Source organism: Pseudomonas sp. S3E17, assembly GCF_024168685.1.
Taxonomy (GTDB): Bacteria; Pseudomonadota; Gammaproteobacteria; order Pseudomonadales; family Pseudomonadaceae; genus Aquipseudomonas; species Aquipseudomonas marginalis.
This window is the reverse complement of record NZ_JALJWE010000001.1, coordinates 949,397-963,175: the sequence shown is the minus strand read 5'-3', so window position 1 is coordinate 963,175 and position 13,779 is coordinate 949,397. Positions and strand designations below refer to the sequence as shown.

11 protein-coding genes are annotated in these 13,779 nt (G+C 59.8%); 6 read left to right on the top strand and 5 right to left on the bottom strand.

Features of this window, described 5'->3' with window-relative positions; all coding sequences use genetic code 11:
• The first annotated feature begins 52 nt into the window (after positions 1-52).
• On the top strand, positions 53-3,943 hold the full coding sequence (locus J3D60_RS03905) for a hypothetical protein (protein ID WP_253489864.1): 3,891 nt from the start codon (positions 53-55) through the stop codon (positions 3,941-3,943).
• 10 nt (positions 3,944-3,953) lie between these two features.
• Here the strand turns inward: J3D60_RS03905 and J3D60_RS03900 are convergent, their stop codons facing one another.
• The 4 genes from J3D60_RS03900 to J3D60_RS03885 all read right to left on the bottom strand — a co-directional run bounded on the left by J3D60_RS03900 (position 3,954) and on the right by J3D60_RS03885 (position 7,843).
• On the bottom strand, positions 3,954-5,285 hold the full coding sequence (locus tag J3D60_RS03900) for an ABC transporter substrate-binding protein (RefSeq protein WP_253489861.1): 1,332 nt from the start codon (positions 5,283-5,285) through the stop codon (positions 3,954-3,956).
• A 507-nt stretch (positions 5,286-5,792) separates the two neighbouring features.
• Positions 5,793-6,650, bottom strand: coding sequence for an IS3 family transposase (locus tag J3D60_RS03895; protein ID WP_253493948.1), 858 nt, complete (start codon positions 6,648-6,650; stop codon positions 5,793-5,795).
• Positions 6,647-6,940, bottom strand: coding sequence for a transposase (locus J3D60_RS03890; protein ID WP_078833403.1), 294 nt, complete (start codon positions 6,938-6,940; stop codon positions 6,647-6,649). Before J3D60_RS03890 ends, J3D60_RS03895 begins: the two co-directional genes overlap by 4 nt.
• 384 nt (positions 6,941-7,324) lie before the next feature.
• Positions 7,325-7,843, bottom strand: a complete 519-nt coding sequence (locus tag J3D60_RS03885; protein ID WP_027605675.1) for an SgcJ/EcaC family oxidoreductase — start codon at positions 7,841-7,843, stop codon at positions 7,325-7,327.
• A 167-nt stretch (positions 7,844-8,010) separates the two neighbouring features.
• Between J3D60_RS03885 and J3D60_RS03880 the strand changes: the two genes are divergently transcribed.
• The 5 genes from J3D60_RS03880 (at position 8,011) to J3D60_RS03860 (ending at position 13,266) form a co-directional block, all read left to right on the top strand.
• On the top strand, positions 8,011-9,189 hold the full coding sequence (locus J3D60_RS03880) for a sensor histidine kinase (RefSeq protein ID WP_253489858.1): 1,179 nt from the start codon (positions 8,011-8,013) through the stop codon (positions 9,187-9,189).
• Positions 9,186-9,839 (top strand): response regulator transcription factor, encoded by a 654-nt coding sequence (locus J3D60_RS03875; protein ID WP_253489855.1) that lies wholly within the window; start codon positions 9,186-9,188, stop codon positions 9,837-9,839. Before J3D60_RS03880 ends, J3D60_RS03875 begins: the two co-directional genes overlap by 4 nt.
• A 10-nt stretch (positions 9,840-9,849) precedes the next feature.
• Positions 9,850-12,165 carry an ATP-binding protein gene (locus tag J3D60_RS03870; RefSeq protein ID WP_253489854.1) on the top strand — a complete coding sequence of 772 codons (2,316 nt, stop codon included), beginning with the start codon at positions 9,850-9,852 and terminating at the stop codon, positions 12,163-12,165.
• Positions 12,162-12,632, top strand: a complete 471-nt coding sequence (locus J3D60_RS03865) for a response regulator (RefSeq protein WP_065941346.1) — start codon at positions 12,162-12,164, stop codon at positions 12,630-12,632. The genes J3D60_RS03870 and J3D60_RS03865 overlap by 4 nt, the downstream gene beginning before the upstream one ends.
• Before the next feature lie 112 nt (positions 12,633-12,744).
• Complete coding sequence (locus tag J3D60_RS03860; protein ID WP_253489853.1) at positions 12,745-13,266, top strand: sterol desaturase family protein; 522 nt, start codon at positions 12,745-12,747, stop codon at positions 13,264-13,266.
• Here J3D60_RS03860 and J3D60_RS03855 read toward each other — a convergent pair.
• Positions 13,263-13,733, bottom strand: coding sequence for an ester cyclase (locus tag J3D60_RS03855; RefSeq protein WP_253493946.1), 471 nt, complete (start codon positions 13,731-13,733; stop codon positions 13,263-13,265). The genes J3D60_RS03860 and J3D60_RS03855 overlap by 4 nt on opposite strands.
• Positions 13,734-13,779: the final 46 nt, after the last annotated feature.

The window sequence follows — 13,779 nt, the reverse complement described above, 5'->3', positions numbered from 1 at the left end:
TCGAGCCAGAGCCGGGCGCCCATGTTTGAGTAAGGCCGGGAGATAAACCTTAATGACCCTATCAGCAACCGGTGCACGCCAGGATATCGAAACCCGACTGCCGCTTCTTCTGGGGGGCGCCACGCTTCTCCCATCAGCCGAAGACAGAGCTGCGACACCCACGCCTGACGAAGCCTCTGACGAAACACCCGCAGCCAAGGGCGACAAGGACCTTGCGCTGGTTTTCGCCAAGGCCCTGCATGACATTGCGAAGACCGGGCCTTCATTTGACGGCACCGACAAGCTCGACAACATCCCGCCTGAATCGACCTTCGGACAGTGGTGGACACACCTGCACAAGCTGCTTAAAAATCCACAGTTCGTGGATTGGGCACGACACAAAAATATCGATCTGTCCAAGCCTCTATCGCTCAGTTCCTTCGGCCACCTCACCGCAACGGTCAGTGGTCGACGCCAAACCTTGAGGGCTGCGGACAAGGACCCGTCATGGGAGATGGTCGTTGCGCCATTGCTGCGTGCGACAGGCATCGTGGCGGCGGGTAAGAACCCCGTGGAAGTCACGCCGGGCAGCCCCTCATCCGCGCCTTTTGAAGTCGTGGCGAATTTTTATGGCGAAGACGGAAATACAAGCGCCGCGCGAGCCGATGAGTTGCAGCGGACCCAGGCTTTCAGAAAAAACGCCGCCAACGTTCCAGAAAGTGAAGGTGCGACAGCCGTCATTCTGGACGAACTCAGCAACGAAAAAACCGCCTTGGGAGATCTTCAGGATATCAACGAATTGTCAGGGAAGCTGACGCAACTGTTGCGCAGCGGATCTCGTCAAATCGAAGCCGCGTTGAAGAGCACGACCATGACTGTGGATCCAGACTCGTCATACGGCCAACTGAGCGAGTTGGGTCACTCGACATCGCCTACACTCGAGCAGTTTATTCTGGCCAATAACTGGATCTTGCCGAAGACAGCCGAAGAACTCGAAAACTTCAGAAATGTCATCAACAGCCTCCCGCTGCCCGCGTCTACGCTTGGCAATCTGGGTGGCGCCCTGTCCTGGCCAGTGCCGCTGGAGCAATACGAGCAAAAATCGGTTTACAGTCACTTCGGCTACAACCTGAAGCTGCCAGGCCTGATCAACGATGGGACATCACGGCCGGACCCAAAGGGGGCGTTGGGTTACCTGGTAAAAAATATGCAATTTTCGGCCAGCGAATTGCGCGACCCTCTTAAGGTCATCGAGAAAATAGTCAATACGCCCAAGGCCCGTGAACTCGAATCGGCCCTGCAAGAAAAGATGGGCGAACAATGGCGAACCAGTTCGCCCCATGATTGGGTCTTGACCGCCATCACGACAACCCTGGACCAGGAGAGCATGTTTCGTCCGCAACTCAATCATGTGGCGGGATATAACCTGGCAGACGATCGTTTCAATGGAAAACCGCTTGAAACGATCAAACAGGGACTCGTCGACCACCTTATAAAGCTCAAGCGGGTATCGGCAGAAATGGCCCCAGTTGCCGCGCACCTGCTGCTGGCACGTGCAGCGCCGGAACTGCTGGTAAAAGATATTCCCAATAAGGTGACTTATGGGTCGGCCGCATGGGTGGCATTGAAGGCGGCGGTAGCGCGCATCGAAGCCTACAGCCCGGGCGTCACGGCGCAGATGACCTTTGCTCAGGTATCTGCACAGGATGCCAAGGACCCGATTTCCTCTTCGGGCCAGGCGATTCAGAATTCGACATCGCGCTTGGCGTTGATCGAGTGGGGGAAATTGCACGGTACGCTCGTGCCCCGAGAAAACGGCGACTATTCACAAGCGGAAATTGACCAGACCCAAAAAGCGTTTCAGGACAAAACAACGGCGTTGCAAACCGCCCTCGAACACCTTGCCGCCAAGGTACCGACCCAGCGAGATGTTGCATTGGAGGAGCTCAAGAAAAAGTTCGGCGCCGAACGCCCTTACAACCTTCCTTGCTTCAGGGATAACAGCCCGATAGGACGTGGCAACGGAAATCTTTCCAGTTCGACGCAACCGAAATTCTCGCTCTTGGATTTTTACCTTTCCAACCCTGAGTTAAATGGATTCTCCAATTGGGTATCCGATGACCCCCGATTCCCCTCCTCCATGATCGCTCAACTGTCGAGCCTGCCCGACCCTAAGGCCAAGCAGGAACAAGCGTTTAATACCTACAAAAAGCAGTTCACTGATGCACATGCCACTGTTGTAAAGAACCAGATCGCCAGCCTTCCCTCGGAGGACCGGAAAGACCTCGAGTTCGGAAAAATACGCGTCTTTATTGAGGGCGAAGTCAGGAAGTCGGAGAGTTCCTATCCTGGCGGGACAATAAAAGATCAAGATCGCGTCCCAAGGCAAGCAAAGGACAAGCGCGCACTTATTTTCCAGACCGAACGTGACGGCAATAAGGAGTTTTATGAAATATCCTCGCAGAAGGGGCAAATAACCAAGCGCGAAGACCTGAAAAAGAAGTTCAAGGAAGGCCTGCAAGGCGAGTGGCGCAAAATCCCCAGTCAAGTTGGTGAGGCCTGGAAAAACACAGCAATTTATGAAAAAACGCCTTCACGGGAGCAGGCTGTCAAACAAGCAGCCAGTCTGTTGCCTGTCACCACGCCGGACTCGTTCACCAGCGCACGTAGTAACTATATCGGCGATCTGGTTGCCATCCATTGCCAACCTGCATCCGACTTCAATGAATTGTTTGAATTGACCAAGGCAATCACTACATTCGATGAAGAGAAAGCCAAGGAAGCTGTTATTTCCAATATCATCCTGGGCCTGATACCGGGCGCGTCCTCGGTCAGGCACATTATCAACGGCGACCTGCTGGCAGCACTTGGCGACCTGGTTGCTGACGGTGTCACTTACCTGACAGGTGCAGCCTTCTCCAAAGGCGCAGGGGCGGCCCGCGCGGCCGGGCGGGCCAGGGCGACAGGCGCGGCGAGCCGGGCATTTGGCCGTGGTGTGCTGCGCAAAGCGCCGGGCGTGCCTGCCAGTCATGGGCCCGCTGCGGCGGGCGCAAAATTTCCAAACGTCCGACAGTTGCAACAAAGTGGAATGAACAATGCGCAGTTCAGGGAGTTCGTCAAAAGAGCGGATATCGCTGAGGGCAGTTATCAAGTGGGCGCGAGCAGTGAGCGGATCAAAACGACCGCCATACTTGATGAAAAAACAGGCGATTGGTTTCATTATGATGCAGCCAAAGATCGCGCTTACGGTCAAAAGATTAATAACTTTTCAGTACAAGCACCCAGTCCGGTTTCAACCAACTCTTCCGCACCTTCGTCGCCGCCAAATAGGATTGATCAAAGCCTTGGGGCTGACAACCGTCTTAAGGTGAACCCCATGAAAGACCTTAGAATGATCGCCAACGAAATACACACTTATGTTGATGAGTACAAAAAACTTGACCGCCTTAATATCGTTGCCCATGGACGCCCTCGTGGTTTCGTTGACAAAGTACTGGCGCGCGGTACCGAAGTCGTTATTGACAACAAGCTTTACTCTGCCAAAGAACTAATTTCTTTATTGCAGGCCAAGGGTGTGAATCCGTCTAACTACAACAACATCAGACTATTGATTTGCTACTCCGGCGAGGGCGGAAGTCATTCCTTTGGCCGACTGCTCCAGCAAGAAATCCGGCGACCGGTCAAGGCTTTTGAGGGTGAAGTGACTATGGAGTACGGATCTACCGTTATGACCAATAAGCGAAACGCGGTAATGCAGGCGACACGAGAGGTGTATCCTAATGTCAGTACTGCACTCATCGAGCAAACAGCAGAAAAGCTATTGCAAAATCAATTTATCGGCAAGATAACACCACTAATCAAAAAAAATCACGGTAAAACCATGAGCATTAACATAGCTGAACTAGGACAGCCGGCCCATTACGCCAATAGAGTTATTATTTATAAGCCGGTGCATTTCCACTGAAGTCATTAGTTCACTCAGCCGAACAATCACGCGCTACAATGCCCTTTTCCTGTGCATACGCAGCCGACTTGGCTTCGATCAACGGACGCAAGGTGGCGCGGTCGGCCTGCAGCCAGTCGGTCACCAGCACCCACTTTTGCCCATCCCATTGCTGCACTCGGGCGGAACCGCCACCTTCGTGGTCGGCGCAGGACAGCTTCAACGGTGCCAGCAGACCTTCGAACCCCATGGCCTTGAGGCGCGCGGCGTCGATGTCCAGGTGCTCGAACGCCCAGCGGGTTTCCTCGCCGTTCAGCGCGCGGTTGCCGAATTGGGCCTGGCCGGTGCGCAGCGCTTCGACGGCAATCGCGGCGTTGATCAGGCCGATGTTGTAGTAGACCTTGCCGAAGTAGCTGGGGTCCTTGAGGTTGCTCTTGCCGGGATCGAGGATGAACTGCCTGAGCTTTTTATGGATCTCGAAGCTGTCGCCACCGGGGAACGGCGCCAGCGCCTGGTAGCCTTTGGCGGCGGTGCCGGCGGGGATTACGTCGGCTTCGGAGCCGGCCCACACATCACCGATCAGACGGTCCACGGGGATGCCAAAGCGCACGGCAGTCTTGATGCCGACGGGGGTGGACACGCCCCAGGTGCGCAGGAACACCCAGTCCGGGTTGATCTGCCGCACCTGGCGCCACTGGGTCGACTGCTCGTTGCCGGGGTCGGCCACGGGGATCTGGATGTTCTCGAACCCGTACTTTTGCGCCAGCAATTGCATGGCCGCCTGGGTTTCGCGGCCGTAGGCGGAGTCGTGATAGACGGTGACGATCTTCTTGCCCTTGAGCTTGTCCAGGCCGCCTTCACGCTGGGCGATGTAGTTGATGCCCACCGACGCCTGGCCGTAGTAGTTGAGCAACAGCGGGAACGCGTAGGGGAACACGCGGCCATCGGTGGATTCGGTACGCCCGCCGGCGCCGTCGATCAACGGGATGTGGTCAATGGCGGCACGCTCCATCAGCGCGTAGGAGGCCGGTGTGCTGTGGGTGAAGAAGAACCCGGTGGGTGCGCCGTCCAGGCCGGTTTTGTAGCGTTCATAGCATTCGATGATGCGATCGGTCTTCCACTCGGTCTCGCATTCCTGCCAGACCAGCTTGACGCCGTTCACGCCGCCTTCGACTTCGTTGATGTAGCGGAAGTAATCAATCTCCCCCGCCCACCACGGAATGCCGCTGGACGCATAGGCGCCGACCCGGTAGGTGGCCAGCGGGATGAACTGTTGATCATTGGCGGCCTGGGCAACCGGCCCGCCCAAGGCGCCGAGTGCCAGCAGGCTGGCGATGACTGTGCGTTGCAAGACGTTGTGCATGGGTGTGGTTTCTTATGAAAGGTGAGGTTTCCCTCCCGTTGTCGGGTCAGCGCCAATCGGGTCACAACACAATTCATGCCAAGCCTGGAAGCCCTCAAATGCGAGGGTTGGCGCTGTACCGGCCACCCTTCACGACCAGGAGAATCGAACACTTTATTGAACCGCTGTTGCGCCACCAACACTGCGCTCGGTCGTCAGCGTCGACCTGCAACTGAAAAACCTCACCAACCGCTACTACGAGTACGCCTGGTATGGCCCGGACGGCGCCAAAGCGTTGCTGCACTCACCGGGTGACGGGTACACCGAGCCTGGACGAGGTGCCGAGTGGTGAGGGTGGTTGCTTCCGTGGCGGCCTTCGGGCCGACCATGCGCTGGAGTTGGAATGAGTACATATCCGTTGCTGCGGTAACGACCACCTATGGTTCCGCTCTTACAGCGGGTCACTTTGGAAAAGCCCCAAAGTAACCATGGACTTGTTCCCTCAAAACGTACGCCATGAAGCGAGTGTTAAGCAGTTTGCTTCAGTTGCTTTGCGTAGTCATTAGGTGAGCTGTATCCCAGCGCCGAGTGCAGCCGTGCCGCGTTGTAAAACCCATGGATGTAGCTTGCGATTGATGTATGGGCCTGCGCTTTGCTGGGATACACACCGGTGGCTTCTTCCTTCTTGAGTGTGGCAAAAAAGCTCTCTGCCACGGCGTTATCCCAGCAATTTCCTTTACGGCTCATGCTTTGCACGAAGCCTCTTTCCGCGATCATGCTGCGAAAACCGCTACCGGTGTATTGCCGGCCTCGATCAGAGTGAAAAATCACACCGTGATCAACTGGCGCTTTAGTCCAGGCGTTCATGAACGCCTGTTGTACCAAGCCCTCGGGCATACGGTCCGACAGGCTGTAACCCAGTACCTGCCGGGTTTGGACACTTAACACCACAGCCAGGTACAACCAACCCTGGCGAGTCGAAATATACGTGATATCCCCCACCCAGGCGGGCGCCGGGCTTGTCACAGAAAAGCGTCGTTTCAACACGTTCTCAGAAATGGGTTGGATATACCGGTTATCCGTCGAGTGTTTGAACCGTGCTTTGATTTTTCCTCGCAGCATCTCCTCTCTCATCAGACGAGCTACTCGCTTGTGTCCTATCGCGTACGACCGGTTATGAAGCGCCTTAACCATACGTGGTCGCCCATAAGTGCCGCGGTTTGCCCGATGAATCGCACGAATTTCCAAGCGAATCGCCGCATCTGGATCAGGACGTTCCTGGCGCTTCAAATAGTCGTGAAAGCCCGACACCGAGACCTCCATCACTCGACATAACAGCCTGACTGGAAAGTGAGTCCGTTCACGGGCGACGAAGGCGTATCTCAGTTGGACTCTCTGGCAAAGAACGCCGTCGCTTTTTTTAGGATTTCTCGTTCCATTTTAAGCGTGGCATTTTCAGCTCGAAGCCGGGCCAGCTCGCTTTCCAGGTCAGAAACCGGATGCCGGGAGGGAGAACTGAGAGGACGCCCGTTGCGTGCGGCGTCCAGCCAATTCCCTAGGGTTTTGACCGAGATATCCAACTGTCGGGCAGCTTCTCCTCGACCAATACTTTCAGCAAGTGTCACTGCTTGAGCTTTGAAGTCATCGGTGTAGCTGCGGCGGGTTTGCTGTGACATAGGTGCCTCCAAGGTTGCGATTAAAATATCGCTTCTTGGCGTCCGCTGCGAGGGAACAAGTCCATTGGTTACTTTTGGCGCTCTTCCAAAAGTGACCCGCTGTAAGAGCGGAACCCTAAGTGGCCGTTACCACAGCAACGGATATGTACTCGGTCAAATCCAACGACATGGTCGGCCCGAAGGCCGCCACTGAAGCAAGCCACAGACCGCTTAAAGTTGTGTAGATACCTATGGCCATCGGGGGGGACAAGCGCCCTCCCACATTTAGGTCGCGGGCCATCAGTTAGAGAGGCGCCGGATCCCGAGCCGTCACAAGAACAATCTCCCCGCCCCAATAAAAAAATGCCCACCCCCGGCAAGGGATGGGCATTTTCCCTCCAACCATTACTGCTTGGCGTGCTTGGCCTGGACTTCAGGCATCGCCGAAGAATGATGGTTAAGAATTTTCCACTGGCCACCCACCTGCTCATAGACGAAGGTGTAGCGCGCCTGCACCTGACGCACCTTGCCATCCGACTCGGTCAGGGTGAAGGTGTAGACGCCACTGTCCATGGCCACGTTGCTGCCCAGCTGGCGGATCTCGCGGTAGTTGATCTGGCCCACCGGCTTGAGCGCCAGGAAGTGGTCGAAGTAGTCGGTGATCTGCTCCGGCGTCGTGCGCACCTGGTTGGACACGGTCGGCTGCAACACCGCGCCCGGCGCGTAGAGATCGACCACGGATTTCACGTTGCCGGTCTGCAGGGCGCTGTTCCAGCGGTCGAATAAACCGGCAATCTCGCGGTCTTTGACATTGGCCGGCGCCTGGGCGACTTCACGGTAGACATACGGGGCCGTCTCGGCGGCGTGAACAAACGGTACGCTCAGGGCAAACATCAGGGCGATCGGGGCGATCTTGAATTTCATGGCGTTACTCCAGTGGTCGTCGTTGAGGCCACTTTGCCAACCTGCCCGCTGCCCGCCATCGGCCAACCGGAGGTATTTACCTATGCCATTTGGCAGATAGCGCCCAAGGTGTCCGACCCTGTTTAATAGCTACCCTCGCGCCCGCAGCAAAAAATGGAGCATCACCCATGCATGACACGCCCCATGATTCCGGCAGCGCCCTGGCCATGCGCGCGCACTTTCGCCAATCGCAAAGTCGTACGGCGCGCCTGCGCCTGTTGGTGGATACCGGCCAGGAATTGCGCCAACTGGCCCCCGACGCCATGCGCGAACGCGTGCTCGCGCGGGCCTGCGCGTTTCTGGCCATGGACCACGGGCTGCTGCAGGAGTGGGACGCCGAGGGCATCGCCTATACCAGCGCCCGCCATGGCAACCCGTCGCGCGAGGGCAGCCTGGCCGCCCTCGCCGACCGCAGCCTGCGCACGGCGTGTTGGCAGGAGCGGCCATCCGAGGAGGTGCCGAGCGTCTTGCAAGTGCCGTTGCGCGCCGGTGACGGCGATGCCTTTGGTGTACTGGTGCTGGGCAATAGCGTCAGCCTGCGGGCGCCGGAGCACGAAGACAGCGAATCCCTGCAACTGCTCGCCACGCTGCTGGCCGCCCACCTGGAAAACGACCGGCTGCTGAGCACCCTCAAGCTGCGCGACAAAACCCTGTCCGACCTGGTCAACCGCTTGCTCCGCGCCCAGGAGGACGAACGCAAACGCGTCGCCTACGACCTCCACGATGGCCTGGCGCAAACCCTGGCGGGCCTGCACCAGCGGCTGCAAGGCTTTGCCGGGCGCTGCCCGCCGCTGCCGGAGGCATTGGCCGCCGACCTGGAGGCGATTCTTACCCTGGCCCAACACTCGGTTGGCGAGGGTCGGCAACTGATTGCGGGCCTGCGTCCCACGGTGCTGGATGATTTCGGCTTGTTCAAAGCCCTCGATAAGGAGGCCGACCGCCTGCGTGACGCCGGCATCAACGTGGTGTGGCAGGCGCACTGTGAGGCGCGCTTACCCAGCCAGGTGGAAATCGCCTTGTTCCGGATCGGCCAGGAAGCCATCAACAATGTGCTCAAGCATGCGCGCGCCAGCCAGGTGCAACTGGCCCTGGTGCTGCACGACGACGAGGCGTCCCTGCGGCTGGACGACAATGGCCGAGGCTTCAAGGCAGAGCCATCAACGGATGACACCCAGCATCTGGGCCTCGCCACCATGCAGGAGCGCGCCAGCCTGCTGGGCGGCAGCTTCACCTGCGTCAGCACCGTCGACGGCGGTACCCGGCTGCACGCGCGCGTGCCTGCGCACTTGATTGGAGTCCCACAATGAACCACGTCCTGCGCCTGGTGCTAGCGGACGACCATGAAGTCACGCGCACCGGCTTTGTCTCCCTGCTGGCCGGCCATCCGCAGTTCGAGGTGGTCGGCCAGGCCAGCGATGGCCTGCAAGCGGTGGAGCTGTGTGAGCAACTGCTGCCGGATATTGTCATCCTCGACATTCGCATGCCCGGGCTCAACGGCCTGGGCGCCGCACGCTTGCTGCAACAACGCCTGCCGACGGTGAAGGTGGTGATGTTCACCATGGACGACAGCCCCGAGTACCTGGAGGCGGCCATGAATGCCGGTGCGGTGGGCTACTTGCTCAAAGACGCCAGCCGCGCCGAGGTGATCCAGGCGCTGCAACACGTGGCCGCCGGTGGCGAGGCGCTCAACACGGCGGTCAGCGCCCGGCTGTTGCGGCGCATGACCGAACGCCAGGCCAGCGGTGCCGCCCCCGGCGAACCGCTCACCCCACGGGAACGCCAGGTCCTCGGCCTGGTCGCCAACGGCATGAGCAACCGCGCCATCGGCGAACACCTGGGCATTACCACCGGCACGGCCAAGGCCCATGTCGAGCGGGTGATCGGCAAGCTCGGCGCGGCTGACCGTACCCAGGCCGCCGTGCGGGGCATCGCCTTGGGCCTGGTGACACCCACATGAGGCGGCCCAAATGAGAAAGCGCTGGGCCGACCTGCCGCTGCGCGGCAAGGCGCTGGTGGTGATTTCACTGCCACTGGTGGTGCTGTTGCTGTCCCTGGTGCTGATCTACACCACCGAACGCCAGACCGCCCGGGCCGAAGAGGATGTGCGCCGGGTTTTACGCGTGCAAAGCGATATCCAGGCCGTGCATACCCTGCTCGCGGAAGCCGCCGCCAGTGTGCGCGGTTACCTGCTCACCCGCCGCGAAGACTTCCTGCCCAGCTACCTGAACGCCAAGCCCCAGATCGAGTCGGCCCTGCGCCGACTGGACCGCAACGTACGCGATCCACGGGTGCGCGAGCAGCTCAGCGCGATCAAGCCGCTGATCGACGGCAAGGTCGACGGGCTGGAGGAAATGCTCAAGGACAGCGGCGCCACACCGGAGTCCATCAGTGCCATCCTGATCAGCAACAAGCACATCCTCGACGCCCTGCGCCAACACATCAGCACCATGCTTACCCTTGAGGCGTCGTTGCTGGCCGAGCGCAGCGCCGCCGCCTCCGAAACCCGCCAACGCTTGTTGCTGTCGACCTGGCTGGCGGCGATCTGCGGGTTGTTCGGGGCGATTGTCGCGGTGCTGTTTCTGTCCAAGGGCATCGTCGCCCGGGTGCAGAATGTGCAGCGCAACGCCCAGCGCCTGGCCCTGGGCTCGCCGCTGCTGCCACAGCCGCCGGAAAAAGACGAAATCGGCCAGTTGGGCACCAGCCTGGTGGAGGCCGGGTTATTGCTGGCCGAACGCGAACGCGCCTTGCGCGACAACGAAGAACGCTTGCGGCTGATCATCGATGGGGTCAAGGACTACGGGATCTTCGCCCTCGACACAGCGGGCCATGTCACCAGCTGGAACAACGGCGCCGAGCGGATCAAGGGCTATACCGAACAGGAGATCATCGGCCAGCATTTCTCGCTGTTCTACCTGCCCCAGGAATGCCCGCAGCACCCGGACATGGCGTTACGCGAGGCCACCCGCAACGGCGATTACACCGAAGAAGGCTGGCGCTGCCGCAAGGACGGCACGCGGTTCTGGGCCAGCGTGGTGATCACGGCGCAGTACGACGGCACCGGCGCCCTGCGCGGGTTTTCCAAGATCACCCGCGACATCACCGACCGCCGCGCGGCGGAGATCGCCCTGCGCACCGCCCGCGAGGAAGCCGAACGCGCCAGCCGCGCCAAAAGCCAATTCCTGTCGCGCATGAGCCACGAACTACGGACCCCGCTCAACTCGATCCTGGGCTTTGCACAACTGCTGGACATGGACGCACCCAAGGCACAAAAAGCCGACGTCGGTCATATCCTGCGCGCCGGCCAGCACCTGCTCACGCTGATCAACGAAGTGCTGGACATCGCCAAGATCGAGGCCGGAAGCCTGGCGTTGAATATCGTGCCGATCCCGCTGGCGGGCACCTTGCAAGAGGCGCTGACGCTGGTGTCGCCCATGGCTGCCGACGCGGGCGTGCAGTTGCGGCCGCTGCCGGCACTGGCGGCGGATACGGGCATCGTTGCCGACCGCCAGCGCCTGACCCAGGTGCTGCTGAACCTGCTGTCCAATGCGATCAAATACAACCGGCGCGATGGCCAGGTGAGCCTTGAGGTCGATATCCGTGGACAACGAATCAGCGTGGCCGTGTGCGATACCGGCAACGGCATCGCCGCCGATCATATGGGGCAACTGTTCAAGCCTTTCGAACGCCTGGGGGCCGACTCGAATGTGGAAGGCAGCGGCCTGGGCCTGGCACTGAGTAAAAGCCTGCTGGAAAACATGGATGGCCGACTCAAGGTACAGAGCCAACCCGGCGTCGGCTCGCGCTTTACCCTGGAACTGCCCTTCGTGCGCGTGGCCTACGCCCAGAGCATCGCCAGGCCCGGCATCGACACCGAATTGAAGCGCCCTGCTCCCGTCGTCAGCACCTTCGAGGGCAAGGTGTTGTACATCGAGGACAACCTCTCCAGCCTGGCGCTGATCGAAACCCTGCTGCAACGTCGGCCCGGCATACGCCTGCTGTCGAGCATGCAAGGCCAACTGGGCCTGGACCTCGCCGCGCAGCATGCGCCACAGCTGATTCTGCTGGATGTGTCGCTGCCGGATATCAATGGCTTGAAGGTGCTGCAACGCCTGCGTCAGTCACCGATCACCCGCGACACACCGGTGCTGATGATCACCGCCGACGCCAGCGACCTTACCCGCCAGGCCTTGCAGGAGGCCGGCGCCACCGCGGTATTGAACAAACCGATCAACGTGCCGGCGTTTCTCGCCCACCTCGACCAAGCTTTTCCGGAGCCCGCGTGAACCTCGACCTGCGTATCCTGATCATCGACGACCAACGCCCGAACCTCGACCTGGTGGAGCAACTGCTGGCGCGCGAAGGGCTGACCAACGTGCTGAGCAGCACCCAGCCGCTGCGCACCTTGGAGTTGTTCAACAGCTTCGAGCCGGACCTGGTGATCCTCGACCTGCACATGCCGGAGTTCGACGGCTTTGCGGTGCTGGAACAGCTCAACCGGCGCATTCCCCAGGGCGAATACCTGCCGATCCTGGTGCTCACCGCCGACGCCACCCGTGACACGCGCCTGCGTGCCCTGGCCCTGGGCGCCCGGGACTTCATCAGCAAACCCCTGGACGCGCTGGAAACCATGCTGCGGGTATGGAACCTGCTGGAAACCCGGGTGCTGTACAAGACCTTGCGTACGCTGGTGCCGGCGGACCGGATTGAGTTGTTGCAACGTAGCGGTTCAACGGCTATTCGACGCGGCTAGGACGATTGGCTCACAAATCCACCACGTAGCCAGCGCCGGGCAGTTGTATACGGCGGCCCGACACCGGACAATCCCGCGCCCGTCCATTTCGCCCTACAGGGATATTCCGCGCATGGCTGCTTCCAATAAATGGCTGATGTCATCGGTTGCTTATTACCTCGATTTCTTCACCGTTCCGCTGTTTGTGGTAGCTGCCCTCTATCTGGCGCCATTTGAGCCCTGGCTGGCACTGTCGGGCCTACTGGCCTGGACGCTGGTGGAGTATTCGGCGCACCGCTTTCTGTTCCACTCGCTGTATCGCCGCGAGCATTGGACCCACCATCTCGACGTGCTGGCCTACATCGGCGTGTCCAGCTGGAAAACCAGCTCGACCTTCGCCGTGCTGTTGTTGCTCGCCTGGTCCACCGGCCTCACCTCGGAGTTTATCGGGGCGGTGACGGGCTATTTCGTCTACATCTCGCTGCATTACGTGATGCACCGCCCCGGGCATTGGGCCTACGCCTTTATTCCGGGGCTGGTGGCCAATCACGACCTGCACCATCGCAAAGGCATCGAGAAGAACTTCGGGGTGTCTTCACCGCTGTGGGACCATGTGTTCGGCACCTACATCCACGCCAAACATGTAAACGGTTAAAGCGCGCCCAACTGCCTCATGAGCGTCAGGTTGTCCTCGATATGCCAGTTGGCGGCAATCTTGCCGTGTTCGATCCGATAGATATCGGTGGCAATAAAGTCCACGGCCTGGCCGCGGCCCTTGAGTTGGCCAAAGGTGCCGGTGAAATGCCCGCGAAAATGCAGGTGCACCACCGCGCGGTCACCAGCGATGATCATTTGTTCGATCTCGCAGCCGAGGTCAGGTACTGCGGCCCGAAAGGCGCGCGACGCCAGCAACGGGCCTTCCGGACCTGGTTGACGGCCCTGTGGGGGTGTCTTGTCGACAAAGTCAGCAGCCAGCGCCTCACGGGCCAGGCGCTCCTCACCGGTATGCCAGAAGGTGTCATAGCGACGTGCGACGGTTTCCATCACCGCCAACTGGCTCGGGGTGAGGCTCTTGTCGGCTACCAGGACAGCCGGCTTGACCAGATCGGTGTTCGCCGCCATGGCGGCCCCGGAAAGCGCCAAGGCGATTGCGGTCGTGCCAAAGCGC

Excerpts from the sequence above, each read along its gene's own strand:
- J3D60_RS03885 (WP_027605675.1), bottom strand. The coding sequence starts at position 7,843 with ATGAAATTCAAGATCGCCCCGATCGCCCTGATGTTTGCCCTGAGCGTA.
- J3D60_RS03860 (WP_253489853.1), top strand. The coding sequence starts at position 12,745 with ATGGCTGCTTCCAATAAATGGCTGATGTCATCGGTTGCTTATTACCTC.
- J3D60_RS03855 (WP_253493946.1), bottom strand. The coding sequence starts at position 13,733 with ATGGCGGCGAACACCGATCTGGTCAAGCCGGCTGTCCTGGTAGCCGAC.
- J3D60_RS03880 (WP_253489858.1), top strand. The coding sequence starts at position 8,011 with ATGCATGACACGCCCCATGATTCCGGCAGCGCCCTGGCCATGCGCGCG.
- J3D60_RS03875 (WP_253489855.1), top strand. The coding sequence starts at position 9,186 with ATGAACCACGTCCTGCGCCTGGTGCTAGCGGACGACCATGAAGTCACG.
- J3D60_RS03890 (WP_078833403.1), bottom strand. The coding sequence starts at position 6,940 with ATGTCACAGCAAACCCGCCGCAGCTACACCGATGACTTCAAAGCTCAA.
- J3D60_RS03900 (WP_253489861.1), bottom strand. The coding sequence starts at position 5,285 with ATGCACAACGTCTTGCAACGCACAGTCATCGCCAGCCTGCTGGCACTC.
- J3D60_RS03870 (WP_253489854.1), top strand. The coding sequence starts at position 9,850 with ATGAGAAAGCGCTGGGCCGACCTGCCGCTGCGCGGCAAGGCGCTGGTG.
- J3D60_RS03905 (WP_253489864.1), top strand. The coding sequence starts at position 53 with ATGACCCTATCAGCAACCGGTGCACGCCAGGATATCGAAACCCGACTG.